Origin of the sequence: Nocardiopsis sp. ATB16-24, assembly GCF_030271535.1 — a bacterium.
Classification (GTDB): Bacteria; Actinomycetota; Actinomycetes; order Streptosporangiales; family Streptosporangiaceae; genus Nocardiopsis.
The window spans coordinates 129,786-145,726 of the sequence record NZ_JASCXJ010000013.1; the positions used below are offsets into that span (position 1 = coordinate 129,786).

Consider the following 15,941-nt stretch of genomic DNA (forward strand, 5'->3'; position numbering starts at 1 on the left):
CTCAGTCCCGGTGGTAGGCGCTCATGTCGCCGTGTTCGTACTGGTAACGGATGCTATGGCCGGCGTAGACCGTGTGCACCAGCCGGATCGGGCGTTCCTCGGACAGGTCGGTCCGGTGAACGACCAGCACCGGCACCCCGGGGGGGAGTTCGAGCTGATCGGCCTCCTGTGGGCCTGGCATACGGGTCTGCAACTCGTCGACGAAACCGACCTGGCGCTGACCGTACTCGGCCAGCACCGCCAAAGCGCTCTCGACGTCCTGGGGCAGCATGAGCGGGGTGTCCTGGACCAGGTCCATCGGATAGTAGGCGGCGCTGACGGAGGACGAGATCTCTCCGGAGAACCGGTACATGCGGCGGACGACGACCATGGCGCCTTCGGGGACGCGCAGGCGACTGGCGATGTCGGGGGTGGCGCTGAGGAGTTGGAGCTCTTCGAGGTTCTGTCCCGCCATACCGGACTCGTTGAGACCCTTGGAGCCGCTGCGGTTGGCGTGGAAGGTGTCCGGAACGACGTCCTGGACGAAGTGTCCGCGGCCGGGCCGGCTGACGATCAGACCCTGGTTGCGGAGCATGCCCAGTGCCAGCCGGATCGTGTTACGGGAGGCGTCGAAACGCTCCTCCATCTGCTTCTCCGACGGAAGCCGTCCGCCCCGAGGCAGGATCCCCTCGTGGATCTCGCGTCGCAGGATGCGAGCGATCTGCCGATATCTGCTTTCTGGCCGCATGGATCAGTCCTCGCGGGGGTATCTAGATTGTCCACCCAACTTGTACCAACAAGATGAGAAGGACACCAACAAAACAGCTCTATCCTGCTGACCTGGTCCATCTTAAAGGAAGGTCACCCTCGGTACGCGACGCCGATGCCGGTACGCAGGAGAGGAGCACCTGTCGTCACCCGTCCTCGGGACCCGAGCGCCCGGACCGCGCCTCCCCGAGAAGGGAACGGCACGCGTGAAACACCACTCCACACCCCCTCGGCCCACGGGGAGACGCACGGAACGAAGATAGGAACTTCCCTAGGAGAACAGAATGATCCCCATCCTCATCACGCTCGTCGGCATCGTGCTACTGGGACTGGCCTTGGGATTCTTCCTCGCCGTGTCCATCGGCATCCGTCGCCGGGACAGCAAGGGCACCTACCGTTCACTGCGCGACGACGAGACGAGCACCCCCCTCTCCCGTACCGGGAACCTTGTGGTGGGGCTGCGCTTCCCGGGCGGAGCACGCCCCGCCGACGCCCCTTCCCAGGACCACACGCCCACCGCGGTCTGAACGGGAGGGGCGGGAGCGGACGCCCCCCGGAGGAGGGGCCGGCTCCCTCACGGTGAGCATGAGGAGGACGAGCCGCGTCGGGCACGGCCACACGGCCGGGGCGCCCACGCGGCACCGGACCGGCGGGGGAGGTCAGGGGCCCCGAACGTCGACGGCCTCCCTCTCCGGTGCCTTGGCACCGGATCCGGAAGGCCGTCGACCCACACCGTGTTCTCCTCGTACCCGAGCCGCGTCTGGGCCGCGCTCGGGCGTCCCCGGAAAGGTCAGTCCTCCAGGGCCTGGAGCAGGTCGGCCACCAGGTCGTCGGCGGACTCGATGCCCACGGAGATCCGCACCAGATCGGCCGGGACCTCCAGCGGGGAACCCGCGGTGGAGGCGTGCGTCATCCGCCCGGGGTGCTCGATCAGGGACTCCACCCCACCCAGCGACTCCGCCAGGCGGAAGATCCTCGTCCGCTCACAGACGGTCAACGCGGCCTTCTCCCCATCGCGCAGGGCGAAGGAGACCATACCGCCGAAGGACCTCATCTGCCGGGCCGCGGTCCCGTGCCCGGGGTGGTCCTCCAGACCGGGGTAGAACACCTTGCGCACCGCGGGGTGGCCCTCCAGCGCGGCCACGACCCGTTCGGCGTTGGCACTGTGGCGATCCATGCGCACGCCCAGGGTCTTGACACCGCGCAGGGTCAGCCACGCGTCGAAGGGGCCCGGGACGGCGCCCATGGTGTTCTGGTGGAAGGCCAGTCGCTCACCGAGTTCGGGGTCGGAGACCACCAGCGCGCCCCCGATCACGTCGGAGTGTCCGCCCAGGTACTTGGTGGTGGAGTGCACGACCACGTCCGCGCCCAGGGTCAACGGCTGCTGTAGGTAGGACGAGGCGAAGGTGTTGTCGACCACGAGCAGGGCGCCGGCCTCGTGCGCGATCTGCGCGACCTTCTCGATGTCGGTGATGTTGAGCAGCGGGTTGGTGGGGGTCTCGGTCCACACCACCTTGGTGTTGGGACGCACGGCCGCGCGCACCGCCTCGGCGTCGGACTGGTCGACGGCGTCCCACTGCACCCCCCAGCGCTCCATCACCTTGGAGACCAGGCGGAAGGTGCCGCCGTAGGCGTCGCCGGGGATGATCATGTGGTCACCGGGCGACAGGATCGCACGCATCAGGGTGTCTTCGGCGGCCATGCCGGAGGCGAAGGCCAGGCCGCGCGTTCCGGACTCCAGGGCGGCCAGGCACTCCTCCAGCGCCGCTCGCGTGGGGTTGCCGGTGCGCGAGTACTCGTAACCCTGGCGCAGGCCCCCCACGCCGTCCTGGGCGTAGGTGCTGGTCTGGTAGATCGGCACCACCACGGACCCGGTGCCGGCGTCCGGCTCCTGGCCGGCGTGGATGGCGAGAGTTTCAAACCCGTCGAACTTCATGAGCCCACCATAGTGGCCCCTGATCTCCACCGTTCCTCATGGCGCGGGCCGGCGTCACAGGGGTGGGAAACGCGTGGCGGACCCCCGCTCGGGAGGCTCACCGGGCGCGGTCGGGGATCCGCCGGTGGCGGGGGTGGGCACCCGAGTGGGGGTTCCGCTCTCGCGTAGCGGCGGTTCCCAACCCGACTCGGGGTCGTGGGTGCGCACGACCCTGCCCGGGACGCCCGCGATGACCGCGTGGTCGGGATAGGTCCCCGGACGCACCACCGTGCCCGCCGCCACGACCGAGTTCCGGCCCAGGTGCACGCCGGGCAGGATCACCGCGTTCGCCCCGATCCAGGTGCCCGATCCGATGCTGACGGGGTCGTCCACCGGCCATTGCAGGCCGACGGGGATCTCGGTGTTGCCGTAGGTGTGGTTCTGGTCGGTGATGTAGACGTAGGGGCCGGTGTACACGTGGTCGCCGATGTCCACGGACTTGTGGGCGACGATGTGCGAGCCGCGTCCGATGGCGCAGCCCGAGCCGATGCGCACGACGGTGTCCGGCCCGAGGTCGTAGTCGGGTCCCATTCCGGCGGCCAGGGTCATGTCCCCGCCGAGGACGGTGTACACGCCGATCTCGATCCAGGATTCTCCGTAGAGGGTGGCCGTGGGAAAGGCGATCGCGGAGCCCTCCCCGAAGCGCGCGAACCTGCGGGCGGCCCTGGAGCCGGCGCGGATCTCGGCCTTGCGCCGGGCGTACGACCAGGTGGAGCGGATGATCCAGGACAACAGCCGCGACACGCGTGCTCCCCTTTATTACCTACTAGTAACTGTCGCGAAGATTAGCAGTGTCCGGGTAGGTGAGGAACTGTCCGGGGTCTGGATACGACGGGGCCCGGGACGCGGCTCGGTCTGAGCGCGACCCGGGCCCCGGCCCCTGTCGTGGGGCTTTCCCGGTGTGGGTCAGCCGGCCAGGTGGGCGAGGAGGTCCTGCCGGGTGAGAATCCCCACCGGCTTGCCGTCGCGCAGTACCACCAGCGCACCGGAGGTGCGCAGCAGGTGGACGCAGTCGCTGACCGGGGTACCCGTCCCCACGGTGGGCAGCGGCTTGCCCATGTGCGCCTCCACGAGGTCGTCCAACTGGGCGCGACCGTCGAAGAGGGCGTCGAGCAGGGTGCGTTCGGCGATGGCGCCGACCACCTCGGCCGCCATGACCGGGGGCTCCTCCTTCATCACCGGAAGCTGGGAGACCCCGTACTCGCGCAGGATGGCCACCGCGGTGCCGACCGTCTCGTCCGGGTGGGTGTGCACGAAGTCGGGCATCTCCCCGCCCTTGGCGGCCAGCACCTCGCCCGCGGTGGCCTCCTCGGTCTCGGTGGAGAGGAAACCGTAGTCGGCCATCCACTCGTCGTTGAAGATCTTGCCCAGGTAACCCCGGCCACCGTCGGGCAGCAGGACGACGATGACGTCGTCGGGGCCGGCGTCCTTGGCCACGCGCAGGGCGGCCTCCACGGCCAACCCGCAGGAACCGCCGACCAACAGCGCCTCCTCGCGCGCCAGCCGGCGGGTCATGAGGAAGGACTCCTTGTCGCTGACGGCCACGATCTCGTCACAGATGGAGGTGTCGTAGGTGCCGGGCCAGATGTCCTCGCCCACGCCCTCGACCAGGTAGGGACGGCCCGTCCCACCGGAGTACACCGAGCCCTCGGGGTCGGCGCCGATGACCTTGACCGCGCCCTTGGAGATCTCCTTGAGGTAGCGGCCGGTGCCACTGATGGTGCCGCCGGTGCCCACACCCGCCACGAAGTGGGTGATACGGCCCTCGGTCTGCTCCCAGATCTCGGGGCCGGTGGAGTGGTAGTGCGACTCGGGGTTGTTCATGTTCTCGTACTGGTTGGGCTTCCAGGCGCCGGGGATCTCGGCGGCCAACCGGTCGGAGACCGAGTAGTAGGACTCGGGGTGGTCGGGGGCCACGGTGGTCGGGCAGACCACGACCTCGGCCCCGTAGGCGCGCAGGACCGAGAGCTTGTCGGCACCGACCTTGTCCGGGCACACGAAGACGCAGCGGTAGCCCTTCTCCTGGGCGACGATGGCCAGGCCGACACCGGTGTTCCCGGAGGTGGGTTCGACGATGGTGCCTCCGGGCTTGAGCTCCCCGCTCTTCTCGGCCGCCTCCACCATGCGCAACGCGATACGGTCCTTGACCGAACCGCCGGGGTTGAAGTACTCGACCTTGGCCAGCACCGTCGGAGCGTTCGGGCCGAGCCCCTGGGTGACCTTGTTCAAACGGACGAGCGGGGTGTCCCCGACCAGGTCGATCAGTGAGTCGTATACCCGCACTTGTGCTCCTTCGGCATCGTGGCGACCGGGTTTCGGCCCGCCGTTGTCCTCGCCCCGGTGGCGAGTCCGGGACCTCTGGGCCGTTCCGGCCAGTCTCGGTTCGACTCTAATGGTCCCCACCAGCGGGTTCTGCGGCGCCGGGGGTGAAGGGCGAAGGACCCTGTCCGCGGGGGTGCCCCCGCGTGAGGGACCCCTGACGCCGAGGCACCGATCATGTGCCGCGCAGGTACGTGATTCCGAGGGCCCTCACCGGTAATCTCGCTCGTGTTCGGCCCGCCCCGGGCAGGCGGGTCCACGGGCCAGGGGGTGTCTGTCCGATGCTGCGAGCCGCGCGCGCACGACGGATCGCCGCCGCGACCGCGTTCGGCGGTGGCGGACTCACCCTCGTGGGCGGTGGGACCCTCGCTCTTCTCTACCTCCAGGCCAGACTCGCCCACCGCGCGGTCGGTGTCACCCCGTGGGAGCCCCCCACGGTGGACGGCGTCTACGGCGACGGCGACGGCGCGCCGATCCGCATGCTCATGATGGGCGACTCCACCGCCGCGGGGTTCGCGGTGTCCAGCGCCGCCGAGACCCCCGGGGTCCTGCTGGCCTCGGGGCTGGCCGCGGCCGCCGATCGGCCCGTTCGTCTGTGCTGCACCGCGGTGCCCGGCGCCACCTCCGCCGACCTCGCCGACCAGGTCGAGCACGCGTCGGCCTTGGAGGAGCCGCCCCATGACCTCGCGGTCGTCTTCATCGGCGCCAACGACGTCATCCAGCGCGTCCGGCCCAACGACGCGGTGGCCCGCCTGCGCGAGACCGTGGGGCGGTTGGTCGACCACGGCACCGCCGTGGTCGTGGCCACCTGCCCGGACCTGGGGACCGTCCGGCCGATCGGCTGGCCCCTGCGTTCGGTGGCCCGCCGGGCCTCCCGTCAACTCGCCGCCGCGCAGACCATCGCGGTCACCGAGGTCGGCGGTCGCACGGTGTCGCTGAGCGACCTTCTCTCGGACGACTTTCAGTCAGACCCAATGGAGATGTTCGGGCCCGACCGTTTTCATCCGTCAGCCCTCGGGTACTCTCAGGCCGCCTTCGCGGTACTGCCCTCGGCCTGTGCCGCCTTGGGGTTGCTGCCCGAACTGGACGAGGCCGAACGCGCCAGCGGCGTCCTGCCGGTGGACCGCGCTGCCGTGGTCGCCGCCGAGACGCCCGGCACCGAGGTCTCCCGGGCCGGGTCGCACGTCAGCGGGCACGGGGCGAGCGCACGTGGGCGCTGGGCCGCACTCGTTCGAGGACCGCTCCGACTCAGGGGGATCTCCACCTCCGAGGAACGGACGGCCGATGCGGGTACGGTCGAGGCCTCCGAGCACTTGGGGGAGGAGCACTGAAGAACGACCCCGGGTGGCGTGTGAGGGCCACCGACGGGTTTACTGGTTGGTAACAAGCGATGCCGGAGGTCAGCGGCACATCGATCACCACCGGATCTCCGACTCCACACGCAGCACCTCAACCGTTAGGGACGCAGCCATGCCCGAAGCAGTCATCGTCGCGACCGCCCGTTCCCCGATCGGTCGCGCCTTCAAGGGTTCGCTCAAGGACATCCGTCCGGACGACCTCACCACCCAGATCGTGCGCGCGGCCCTGGACAAGGTCCCCGAACTCGACCCCACGAGCATCGACGACCTGATGCTCGGCTGTGGTCTGCCCGGTGGCGAGCAGGGCTTCAACATGGCCCGCATCGTGGCGGTGCAGCTGGGCCTGGACACCGTTCCGGGCACGACCATCACCCGCTACTGCTCTTCCTCCCTCCAGACCACCCGCATGGCCTACCACGCCATCAAGGCGGGTGAGGGCGACGTGTTCGTCTCCGCCGGGGTGGAGACCGTCAGCCGCTTCGTCAACGGCAACAGCGACGACGCCAAGAACGAGAACCCGATCTTCGACGACGCCAAGAACCGCACCGCCAAGCGCGCCGAGGGAGGCGCCGAGGTCTGGACCGATCCCCGCCGAAGCGGTGAGCTCCCCGACGCCTACATCGCGATGGGCCAGACCGCCGAGAACGTCGCCCAGTTCACCGGTGTCTCCCGACAGCGCCAGGACGAGTTCGCGGTCCGCTCCCAGAACCTGGCCGAGAAGTCCCTGGACAACGGCTTCTGGGAGCGCGAGATCACCCCTGTGACCCTGCCCGACGGCACCGTGGTCTCCACCGACGACGGCATCCGCCGTGGCACCACCTACGAGAAGGTCTCCGAGCTCAAGCCGGTGTTCCGTCCCGACGGCACCGTGACCGCGGGCAACGCCTGCCCCCTCAACGACGGCGCCTCGGCTCTGGTCATCATGAGCGACACCAAGGCCGCCCAGCTGGGCATCACACCGCTGGCCCGTATCGTGTCCACCGGCGTGACCGGCCTGAGCCCCGAGATCATGGGCCTGGGCCCGGTGGAGGCCTCCAGGCAGGCCCTGGCCCGCGCCAACATGTCCATCGGCGACATCGACCTGGTCGAGATCAACGAGGCCTTCGCCGCCCAGGTGCTGCCCTCCGCCGACCAGCTGGGCATCGACATCGACTCCCAGCTCAACGTCAACGGCGGTGCCATCGCCCTCGGCCACCCCTTCGGCAGCACCGGCGCCCGTATCACCGGCACCCTGCTCAACGGCCTCCAGACCCACGACAAGACGTTCGGTCTGGAGACCATGTGCGTCGGCGGCGGCCAGGGCATGGCGGCCGTCTTCGAGCGCCTGAGCTAGACAAGGGCCCGGGAGGGCTCCGCTCCACCCACCCGAAGCCCTGGCCCCGAAGGACCCCGAACGTCCGGCGTTCGGGGTCCTTCTCCGTCTCCGGCGTCCTCCCCCGAGCCGACGCTGAGGGCAAGGACGTACCTTTACCGATCCTTTGTCCCCTGAACAACGAAAATCCCACCGGTGGCCGGAACACTCGCGGTCCCCCGGCCCGCGCATCCTGTTCGGCTACCGTTCCTCTCCCGACGTACGTTCCCGCACCGGCAAGGTAAAAGCTGGTGACCAGGCCTTGTCCAAAAAGTGATCCTGATGCAGGGTCGCAGGTAAGTGCCACAGCCCAACGCTCTGCCGGAGGTGCCTATGTCGGTAACCCACTCGCCGGAGATCCACGCCAAACTCATCGAACGTATCCCGGTCGTCACCGGCCGGGGACTCCACGAGTGGTTCGACGCCCTCGACAAGGGACCGGGGCTGCTTCGCTGCCAGGACCGGTCGAACTGGCTCGCCGACGAGTACGATCTACCACAGTGGTACGCGCAGGCCATCGTGACCGAACACGACCGCCGCCGCAGGAATCGCTCCATTCCCGCTCCTCGTCCCGACAAGGCCTGATCCGACCGCCACCGCGGCCCAAGGAACACGGCGAAGGGGCCACCACCCGGACGGTACCCGGGTGGTGGCCCCTTCTCACAGAGCCGTGCCTGCGGTCGAGGGCCGCTACTCGGCGAAGATCGACTTGATGATCCAGAGCAGGCGCAGGATCTCGATGTAGAGCCAGACCAGGGAGACGGTCAGGCCGAAGGCGAACTGCCAGGCGAACCGGTTCGGGACGCCGGCGGCGAGCCCCTCCTCGATGCCGCGGAACTCCACGGCCAGGGTCAGGGCCGCCAGGACGACGAACACCAGCCCCACGAGCAGACCCAGCGGACTGGGCTCGCGCAGACCGATGCCGCCCGCGATGAAGAAGCTCAGGACGAAGTTGACCAGCATCAGGGCGGCGGCGCCGATCACCGCGTACGTGACGGCCTTGACGAAGCCGTCGGTCACCTTGATGATGCGGAACTTGTACAGGGCGAGCATCACGCCGAACACGGCGACGGTGCCGATGACCGCCTGGGTGACCAGCGTGCCCCCGGCACCGGCCTGACCGGTGTTGGCCTCCAGGGTGTAGGCGAGGATGGCGGACAGACCGCCGACGAGCAGACCCTCCAGAGCGGCGTAGGGCAGGATGGCCGCGGGGCTGGTGACCTGCTTGAAGGAGATGACCAGGCCCAGGATCAGGCCGCCGATCGCGCCGATGAAGGTCAGTGCGACGGCCAGGCCGGGGGAGGCCCCGAACAGGAAGTAGTTGATGACGCCGAAGATCGCGACGACACCGAGCGTCATGCCGGTGCGCACGACGACGTCGTCGATGGTCATCGGCGACTCGCCGACGCCCCCCGTCGGGCCGCCGGGGTAGCCCTGCTGGGGGTACCCCTGTTGGGGATAGGGCTGACCGTAACCCTGCTGCGGGTACGGCTGTCCGTATCCCGGCTGGGCGTAGCCCTGCTGTTGACCGTAGCCCGGCTGACCGTACCCCTGCTGGGCATACCCAGCCGGTCCGGCCTGCTGGAGCGCCCGCTTGAGAACGGGGTTGGAACTCCGCATCCGCATGTCTCGTCAAGGCCCTTTCAACGCGTGGTTCTCTGCCCACAAATTAACGCACGTGTCCCGCCCCGAGTTCCACCGGCCATGGTCACCATTGGGAAACGGCCTGTACAACGACCTGTGCACGGACGCGCGGAGCGGGTCCGCCGGATGCGGGTCCTCTCGGAGCGGGAGGCCCGAGGGCTCGGGGCCGGGCCTTCCTCCCCAGGCCCTCCGATGGCACTTCCTAACCGCGTGTGAGGAGTGAACGGGCGAAGAAGAGCATGTTCGCGGGGCGCTCGGCCAGGCGTCGCATGTAGTACCCGTACCACTCGGTGCCGTAGGGGACGTACACACGCATCCGCCTGCCCTCGGCCGCCAGGCGCACCTGTTCCTTGTCGCGGATGCCGTAGAGCATCTGGTACTCGTGGTCGTCCGCCCCGCGGCCGTTGGCCGCGGCCAGTTCACCGGCGATGGCGATCATGCGCGGGTCGTGCGAGGCCACCATCGGGTAGCCCTCACCCTCCATGAGGACGCGCAGTGCGCGCACGTACGCCCTGTCCACCTCCGCCTTGTCCCGGAAGGCCACCGACTCGGGCTCGTCGTAGGCGCCCTTGCACAGGCGCACGCGCGAGCCCGCTCCCCTCAGATCACGGCAGTCGGCCTCGGTCCGCCGCAGGTAGGCCTGGAGGACCGCGCCCACGGACGGGAAGTCCCGGCGCAGTTCGCGCAGGATGCCCAGGGTGGAGTCGGTGGTGGTGTGGTCCTCCATGTCCAGGGTCACCGTGGTGCCGATCGCCTCCGCGGACTCGGCGATCCGCCGGGCGTTGTCCAGGGCGATCTTCTCGCCGTCGCGGTCCAGGAACTGGCCCACCGCCGACAGCTTGACCGACACCTCGGCGCGCTCCCCCAGCCCGGCCTCGCCCAGCGCGGCCAACAGGTCCTGGTAGGCGGTCACCGTGGCCGTGGCCTGGGCCGCGTCCGTGGTGTCCTCGCCCAGGAAGTCCAGGGTGACGTAGCGGTCCCGAGTCAGATCCTTCACCACGGGAAGCGCCTCCGCCTGACCGGAGCCCGCGACGAACCGCTCGACCATCGCCCGGGTGGCGGGGGTGCGCTCCACGAGCCTGCGGCAGGTCTGCGATCTGGCGGCGAGCAACAGGGGTTTGCGAAGCATGGTGACCTCGAAGAAGACATGCGCGGGCCGAGCGGCCGGCGCGGACGGGGTGCGACCGGGACGGACCCGGTCGCACCTGAGGATTCCTCGGGGGGTGGACGTCCCTCCCAGGAGGGGGACCGAAGCGCTACCCCTGGTGGGGGTAGGAGGAGACGGTCGGTGCGACGAACGTCTCCTTGATGGCGCGCGGACTGGACCAGCGCGACAGGTTCTGGGCCGAGCCCGCCTTGTCGTTGGTGCCGGAGGCGCGACCGCCGCCGAAGGGCTGCTGGCCCACGATGGAGCCCGTCGGTCGGTCGTTGACGTAGAAGTTGCCGGCGGTGAAGCGCAGCGCCTCGGTGGCCCTGGCGATGGCCGCCCGGTCAGTGGCCAGGACCGCGCCGGTCAGCGCGTAGGCCGCCCCCTCGTCGACGATCTTGAGGATCTCGTCGTACTCGTCGTCCTCGTAGACGTACACGGCGACGATCGGACCGAAGTACTCGGTGCGGAACACGTCGTGGGAGGGGTCCGTGCCCTCGATGATGGTCGGACGCACGAAGTAGCCGACCGAGTCGTCGGCGGTGCCGCCCGCCAGGATGGTCAGGGTCGGGTCGGACTTGGCGTCCTCCAGGACCTTGGCCAGCTTGTCGAAGGCACGGCGGTCGATGACCGCGCCCATGAAGTTGGACAGGTCGGTGACGTCTCCCATGGTCAGGGCCTCGGTCTCGGCGACCAGGTCCTCCCTCACGCTCTCCCACACCGAGCGGGCCACGAAGGCGCGCGAGGCGGCCGAGCACTTCTGGCCCTGGTACTCGAAGGCCCCCCGCACGATGGCGGTGCGCAGAACGTCGGGATCGGCCGAGGAGTGGGCGACGATGAAGTCCTTGCCACCGGTCTCGCCGACGATGCGCGGGTAGGAACGGTAGCCGGCGATGTTCTCGCCGACGCTCCTCCACAGGTGCTGGAAGGTCTTCGTGGAGCCGGTGAAGTGCACTCCGGCCAGGTCGGGGTCGTGGAGGGCCACGTCGGAGACCGCCAGGCCGTCACCGGTGACCATGTTGATGACACCGGGCGGCATACCCGCCTCCTCCAGCAGACGCATGGTCAGTTCGGCGGCGAACTGCTGGGTCGGGGACGGCTTCCACACGACCACGTTGCCCATCAGGGCCGGTGCCGTCGGCAGGTTGCCCGCGATGGCGGTGAAGTTGAAGGGGGTGATCGCGTAGACGAACCCCTCCAACGGTCGCTGCTCCATGCGGTTCCATACGCCCTTGACGCTCAACGGCTGCTGGGCGATGAGTTCACGGGCGTAGGAGACGTTGAAGCGCCAGAAGTCGATGAGTTCGCAGGCCGAGTCGATCTCCGCCTGCTGGACGGTCTTGGACTGACCGAGCATCGTGGCGGCGTTGATGGTGGCGCGCCAGGGGCCCGAGAGCAGTTCGGCGGCGCGCAGGATGATGGCGGCGCGGTCGTCGAAGGACATCGCACGCCAGGTCGGGGCCGCGGCCTTGGCCGCGGCGACGGCGGCGCGGGCGTCGTCGTGGGTGGCGTTGCGCATGGTGCCCAGCACCGCGGAGTGGCGGTGCGGCTGCACGACGTCGATCGGGTCGCCGCCGCCCATCCGGCTCTCACCACCGATGCGCATCGGCAGGTCGATGCTCCGGTCGCCGAGCTCCTTCAGCTTGGCCATGAGTTCCTCGCGCTCGGCGCTGCCCGGCGCGTAGGACAGAACGGGTTCGTTCTGCGGCAGAGGGACGTTGGTCACGGCGTCCATGGGCACCTCCCAGTGAGAATGTCCCTGAAACGAGCAGGGTCCGGCTGACTCAACGCTCTCAGGACGAGGGCGCGCGAACCTTGTGGAGCAGGCCACTTTTTCTCCACCTTCTTTGTTCTCCAGGACAAAATGGGACACATATGAGTAATGACGCCCCATCATCCGGTCTCCCTCCGCACACCGAGGGAAGAACACGCCCACACCGGCAGGAAACCACGATCTCCCCTGGTCAGGCCACCCCCACGACGGAAGAATCGATGGGTGTGCCCCTGCGCGGGCTGCTGCTGGCCCTGGGCGACCCGGTCGTGGACGTGGTCACGGCACCGGGTGGACTCGATGTCCAGGTGGACAACGTCGTCATCCACGACCCCGAGGACCGCACCGAGGTGCGCGAGGGCGACCTGGTCCTGCTCATCGGGGCGCGGGGCGCCTCGGCGAGACGTCTGATCAGGACCCTGGCCGAGCAGGGCGCCACGGCGGTCGCGGTCAAGACCGCGGCGCACACCGCCCACGGAGGGCCGGCGTCCGGAGGAGCACGGTCGGGCCCCTCCCCCACGGTCCAGGAGTCCCGGGCCCTGAGCGCCGAGGCCCGGGCCGTGGGGATCGCGCTTCTTCGGGTCCGACCCGAGGTGCGCTGGGACAGGTTGCAGTCGCTGTGCCAGTCCCTCGTCGACGACGCACGGTCGACGGCCTCCGAGGACCTGGGGGAGGCCGGCGGGGACCTGTTCTCCATGGCGCAGACGATCGCCCGACTCACCGGTGGGCTCGTCAGCATCGAGGACGCCGCGAGCCGGGTACTGGCCTACTCCAGCGGCGCGGAGGTGGACGAACTGCGACGGCTGTCGGTGCTGGGACGCCGCGGCCCCGAGTCCTACCTGGCGCTGCTGCGTGAGTGGGGGGTGTTCGCCAAGCTGCGCGCCGGTGAGGAGGTGGTGCGCGTGGAAGAGCACCCCGAACTGGGCATCCGACGGCGCCTGGCTGTCGGCATCCACGCCGGGCGCCGACCGCTGGGCGCGATCTGGGTGCAGGAGGGCTCCCGGCCGCTGGCCGAGCACGCCGAGGAGGCGCTGTTGGGGGCGGCGCGCGCCACCGCGCTACAGATGATCCGCCAGCGCACGCACACCACCGCGGGGCTGCGGCTGCGCGAGGATCTGCTCTCCAGCCTGTTGGAGGGGCGCATCGACGCCGGTGCGCTGGCCGACACGGTGGAGGTGCGCACCGACCGGGGCGCGCTGGTGGTGGCGTTCGCGCTGACCGGGGAGAGGGCCGGAGAGGACCGTACCGTGCGCCCCGACCGGCCCGAACGCGAACTGGGACGACGTCGGTTGGTCGATCTGGTGTCGGTGCACGCGGCGGCCTACCGGCGCAGCGCGCTGGTGACGGAGGTGGGCGGTCGTGTCTATGCGCTGCTGCCCGACCTGGAACGGGGCCAGGAGGGAGAGCGCGGGGTGGAGCGCTCGGTGCTGGCCCTGACCCGCAAGACCGTGTCGGCGGCTCGCGCGGCGCTGGACCTGGACGTGCAGGCCGCGGTGGGGGCACTGGTGGAGAGTCTGGGCGAGGTGCCCGAGTCGCGGGCGGAGGCGGACCGGGTGCTGGACGCTATGGGGCGTGACATGGAACGGAGTCCGGACTGGGAGGTGGCGACCATCTCCGACGTCCGGTCGAGGGTGCTGATCAGCGAGACGCTGGCACGGTTGAGGGAGGACCCCTCGCTGCGCGATCCGCGGGTGGACGGGTTGATCGAGTACGACCGGAACGGGGGCACCGATCTGGTGCGCTCTCTGTTGGCCTACCTGGAGGCCTTCGGAGACGTACGAGCGGCGGCCGGGCGTCTGCACGTCCATCCCAACACCCTGCGCTATCGAGTGCGCAGGGCGACCCAGGTGAGCGGCATCGACCTGACCGATCCGGGTGAGCGCCTGTTCACCCAGCTACAACTGCTCATGGAACAGCAGTCCGGACGTTGAGTCGTCAGTACCCTCGGTCGGACTCGAACCGACACTTGTGACCCTTTTAGGGGGCCTGCCTCTTCCATTGGGCTACGAGGGCGAGCCCATCATACCGGTCGGGCCGATTGCACACTTTGATTAAAGTTGGCCACTTTAGGCCAGGAAACGGCCGACCTCCCCGGGGAAGGTCGGCCGTCCTCCGTTCGGGCGGGAGCCACGCTGGTGGGCGTTGCGGGGATCCCGGTCCGTGTCAGCTGACGCGGCGCAGTCGCCCGTCCTCGACCTGCGGGCGGCTGGCCTCCTCGAAGGCCTGCCGGGGCTCGGCCATCTCCGGAAGCGCGGCGAAGTCACGGCGCAGGAAGAAGGCGAGCGCCCAGTCCGAGAGCACCCGCATCTTGCGGTTGAACGTCGGCACGGCGAGCAGGTGGTAGGAGCGGTGCGCGTACCAGGCCAGGCGCCCGGTGAGCTTGATCCTGCCGAACAACTGGGCCGCGCCCTTGTGCAGGCCCAGCCCCGCGACCGCGCCCAGGTTCTTGTGGCGGTAGGCCTTGAGCTTCGTGCCGCGCAGGGTGGCGATCACGTTGTCGGCGAGCACCGGCGCCTGACGGACCGCGTTCTGGGCGTTGGGCGGATAGTAACCACCCTCCCCGTCGGGCACCTGGGCGTTGTCACCACCGGCGAAGGCGTTCTCCACACCGTTGACGGTGAGGTACTCGCTGGTGTCCAGGTGGCCCTTGGGACCCAACGGCAGATCACCGGCGGCCACGACGGGGCTCGGCTTGACGCCCGCGGTCCACACCAGCGTCCCCGCGTCGAACTCGGTACCGTCGCTGAGTTTGATGCGCTGGTCGACCGCCGACTCCAGGAAGGTCTTGAGCCGGACGTCGATCCCGCGGCGGCGCAGCTGATTGAGGGACTTGGTCCCGACCTCGGGGCCGACCTCCGGCAGGATCTTGTCGGCCGCCTCGATGAGGTGGAACCGCACGTCCTTCAAGGAGATGGAGTGGTGGTGGCGGACCGCGTCCCGGACCAGGTCCTCCAGCTCGGCGACGGCCTCGGCACCGGCGAAGCCTCCCCCGACGAAGACGAAGGTCAGCGCCTTGCGTCGGGTGGCCTCGTCCTTGGTGGAGTCGGCGATCGCGAGCTGGTTCAGGACGTGGTTGCGAAGGTAGGCGGCCTCCTCCACGGTCTTGATCCCGATGCCCCACTCGGCCAGGCCGGGGATGGGCAGGGTGCGCGAGACGGCGCCGGCCGCCATGACCAGATAGTCGTAGGCGATGGTCTCGGCGTCGCCGACGTTGGGCTCGTAGCGCACGGTGCGGTTGGCGTGGTCGACGCGCACGACCCGGCCTCCCAGGACACGAGTGCGCTTGAGCACCTTGCGCAGGGGGACGACGACGTGGCGGGGCGAGATGTTGCCGGCCGCGGTCTCGGGCAGGAAGGGCTGGTAGGTCATGTAGGAGTTCGGATCGACGACGGTGATCCGCGCCTCGCCGGCCCCGAGCTTCCTCTCCAGCCGCCTCGCGGTGTACATCCCAAGGTAACCGCCGCCGACGATGAGGATGTGCGGGATCTCCGCGTCCTCCCCCCCACCGTGCACCAGCCGGTAGTTCCTGCTCTCGGTCATCACATATCGCCCTAACGGTTCTTCGAGTGTGGTGCCCCTTCCCAGGGGCCGCGAGGTCGTCACGGTCTTCGGACGCCCACACCGACGTC

13 protein-coding genes and 1 tRNA gene are annotated in these 15,941 nt (G+C 69.4%); 5 read left to right on the forward strand and 9 right to left on the reverse strand.

Going from position 1 to position 15,941, the window contains the following annotated elements:
* Nucleotide 1 precedes the first annotated feature (1 nt).
* Entirely contained in the window at nucleotides 2-727 is a 726-nt protein-coding gene (locus PFX91_RS15550; protein WP_285732505.1) for a GntR family transcriptional regulator, read from the reverse strand.
* Between the two features lie 304 nt (nucleotides 728-1,031).
* Between PFX91_RS15550 and PFX91_RS15555 the strand changes: the two genes are divergently transcribed.
* Nucleotides 1,032-1,274, forward strand: a complete 243-nt coding sequence (locus PFX91_RS15555; RefSeq protein WP_285732507.1) for a hypothetical protein — start codon at nucleotides 1,032-1,034, stop codon at nucleotides 1,272-1,274.
* Nucleotides 1,275-1,537: 263 nt separating this feature from the next.
* On the opposite strand, the gene PFX91_RS15560 is transcribed toward PFX91_RS15555, so the two are convergent.
* The 3 genes from PFX91_RS15560 to PFX91_RS15570 form a co-directional block, all read right to left on the reverse strand.
* Nucleotides 1,538-2,683 (reverse strand): cystathionine gamma-synthase, encoded by a 1,146-nt coding sequence (locus tag PFX91_RS15560; RefSeq protein WP_285732509.1) that lies wholly within the window; start codon nucleotides 2,681-2,683, stop codon nucleotides 1,538-1,540.
* A 54-nt stretch (nucleotides 2,684-2,737) separates the two neighbouring features.
* The gene (locus tag PFX91_RS15565; protein WP_285732511.1) at nucleotides 2,738-3,466 is read right to left on the reverse strand and encodes an acyltransferase; all 729 of its coding nucleotides are present in this window, start codon (nucleotides 3,464-3,466) and stop codon (nucleotides 2,738-2,740) included.
* Between the two features lie 162 nt (nucleotides 3,467-3,628).
* Nucleotides 3,629-5,005, reverse strand: a complete 1,377-nt coding sequence (locus tag PFX91_RS15570) for a cystathionine beta-synthase (RefSeq protein WP_285732513.1) — start codon at nucleotides 5,003-5,005, stop codon at nucleotides 3,629-3,631.
* A 317-nt stretch (nucleotides 5,006-5,322) separates the two neighbouring features.
* On the opposite strand from PFX91_RS15570, the gene PFX91_RS15575 reads away from it, so the two are divergent.
* The 3 genes from PFX91_RS15575 (at nucleotide 5,323) to PFX91_RS15585 (ending at nucleotide 8,335) form a co-directional block, all read left to right on the forward strand.
* Nucleotides 5,323-6,372, forward strand: coding sequence for an SGNH/GDSL hydrolase family protein (locus PFX91_RS15575; RefSeq protein WP_285732515.1), 1,050 nt, complete (start codon nucleotides 5,323-5,325; stop codon nucleotides 6,370-6,372).
* 139 nt (nucleotides 6,373-6,511) lie between these two features.
* Nucleotides 6,512-7,732 (forward strand): acetyl-CoA C-acetyltransferase, encoded by a 1,221-nt coding sequence (locus PFX91_RS15580; protein WP_285732517.1) that lies wholly within the window; start codon nucleotides 6,512-6,514, stop codon nucleotides 7,730-7,732.
* Nucleotides 7,733-8,083: 351 nt separating this feature from the next.
* Nucleotides 8,084-8,335: a DUF4287 domain-containing protein gene (locus PFX91_RS15585; protein WP_285732519.1), complete on the forward strand. Its 252-nt coding sequence runs from the start codon at nucleotides 8,084-8,086 to the stop codon at nucleotides 8,333-8,335.
* Between the two features lie 105 nt (nucleotides 8,336-8,440).
* Here the strand turns inward: PFX91_RS15585 and PFX91_RS15590 are convergent, their stop codons facing one another.
* The 3 genes from PFX91_RS15590 to pruA all read right to left on the reverse strand — a co-directional run bounded on the left by PFX91_RS15590 (nucleotide 8,441) and on the right by pruA (nucleotide 12,276).
* The gene (locus PFX91_RS15590) at nucleotides 8,441-9,376 is read right to left on the reverse strand and encodes a Bax inhibitor-1/YccA family protein (RefSeq protein ID WP_285732520.1); all 936 of its coding nucleotides are present in this window, start codon (nucleotides 9,374-9,376) and stop codon (nucleotides 8,441-8,443) included.
* A 220-nt stretch (nucleotides 9,377-9,596) separates the two neighbouring features.
* Complete coding sequence (locus PFX91_RS15595) at nucleotides 9,597-10,523, reverse strand: proline dehydrogenase family protein (protein WP_285732523.1); 927 nt, start codon at nucleotides 10,521-10,523, stop codon at nucleotides 9,597-9,599.
* Between the two features lie 127 nt (nucleotides 10,524-10,650).
* Entirely contained in the window at nucleotides 10,651-12,276 is a 1,626-nt protein-coding gene (gene pruA, locus PFX91_RS15600) for an L-glutamate gamma-semialdehyde dehydrogenase (protein WP_285732525.1), read from the reverse strand.
* 257 nt (nucleotides 12,277-12,533) lie between these two features.
* Here pruA and PFX91_RS15605 point away from each other — a divergent pair, with 257 nt between their 5' ends.
* Nucleotides 12,534-14,243, forward strand: coding sequence for a PucR family transcriptional regulator (locus PFX91_RS15605; RefSeq protein WP_285732527.1), 1,710 nt, complete (start codon nucleotides 12,534-12,536; stop codon nucleotides 14,241-14,243).
* 8 nt (nucleotides 14,244-14,251) lie between these two features.
* Here PFX91_RS15605 and PFX91_RS15610 read toward each other — a convergent pair.
* Nucleotides 14,252-14,325, reverse strand: a tRNA-Leu gene (locus PFX91_RS15610).
* Between the two features lie 150 nt (nucleotides 14,326-14,475).
* The gene (locus PFX91_RS15615; RefSeq protein WP_285732529.1) at nucleotides 14,476-15,852 is read right to left on the reverse strand and encodes an NAD(P)/FAD-dependent oxidoreductase; all 1,377 of its coding nucleotides are present in this window, start codon (nucleotides 15,850-15,852) and stop codon (nucleotides 14,476-14,478) included.
* Between the last annotated feature and the right edge of the window lie 89 nt (nucleotides 15,853-15,941).

Coding starts and splice junctions, on each gene's coding strand:
- PFX91_RS15550 (WP_285732505.1), bottom strand. CDS start 727: ATGCGGCCAGAAAGCAGATATCGGCAGATCGCTCGCATCCTGCGACGC.
- PFX91_RS15555 (WP_285732507.1), top strand. CDS start 1,032: ATGATCCCCATCCTCATCACGCTCGTCGGCATCGTGCTACTGGGACTG.
- PFX91_RS15560 (WP_285732509.1), bottom strand. CDS start 2,683: ATGAAGTTCGACGGGTTTGAAACTCTCGCCATCCACGCCGGCCAGGAG.
- PFX91_RS15575 (WP_285732515.1), top strand. CDS start 5,323: ATGCTGCGAGCCGCGCGCGCACGACGGATCGCCGCCGCGACCGCGTTC.
- PFX91_RS15580 (WP_285732517.1), top strand. CDS start 6,512: ATGCCCGAAGCAGTCATCGTCGCGACCGCCCGTTCCCCGATCGGTCGC.
- PFX91_RS15585 (WP_285732519.1), top strand. CDS start 8,084: ATGTCGGTAACCCACTCGCCGGAGATCCACGCCAAACTCATCGAACGT.
- PFX91_RS15590 (WP_285732520.1), bottom strand. CDS start 9,376: ATGCGGATGCGGAGTTCCAACCCCGTTCTCAAGCGGGCGCTCCAGCAG.
- PFX91_RS15595 (WP_285732523.1), bottom strand. CDS start 10,523: ATGCTTCGCAAACCCCTGTTGCTCGCCGCCAGATCGCAGACCTGCCGC.
- pruA (WP_285732525.1), bottom strand. CDS start 12,276: ATGGACGCCGTGACCAACGTCCCTCTGCCGCAGAACGAACCCGTTCTG.
- PFX91_RS15605 (WP_285732527.1), top strand. CDS start 12,534: ATGGGTGTGCCCCTGCGCGGGCTGCTGCTGGCCCTGGGCGACCCGGTC.
- PFX91_RS15615 (WP_285732529.1), bottom strand. CDS start 15,852: ATGACCGAGAGCAGGAACTACCGGCTGGTGCACGGTGGGGGGGAGGAC.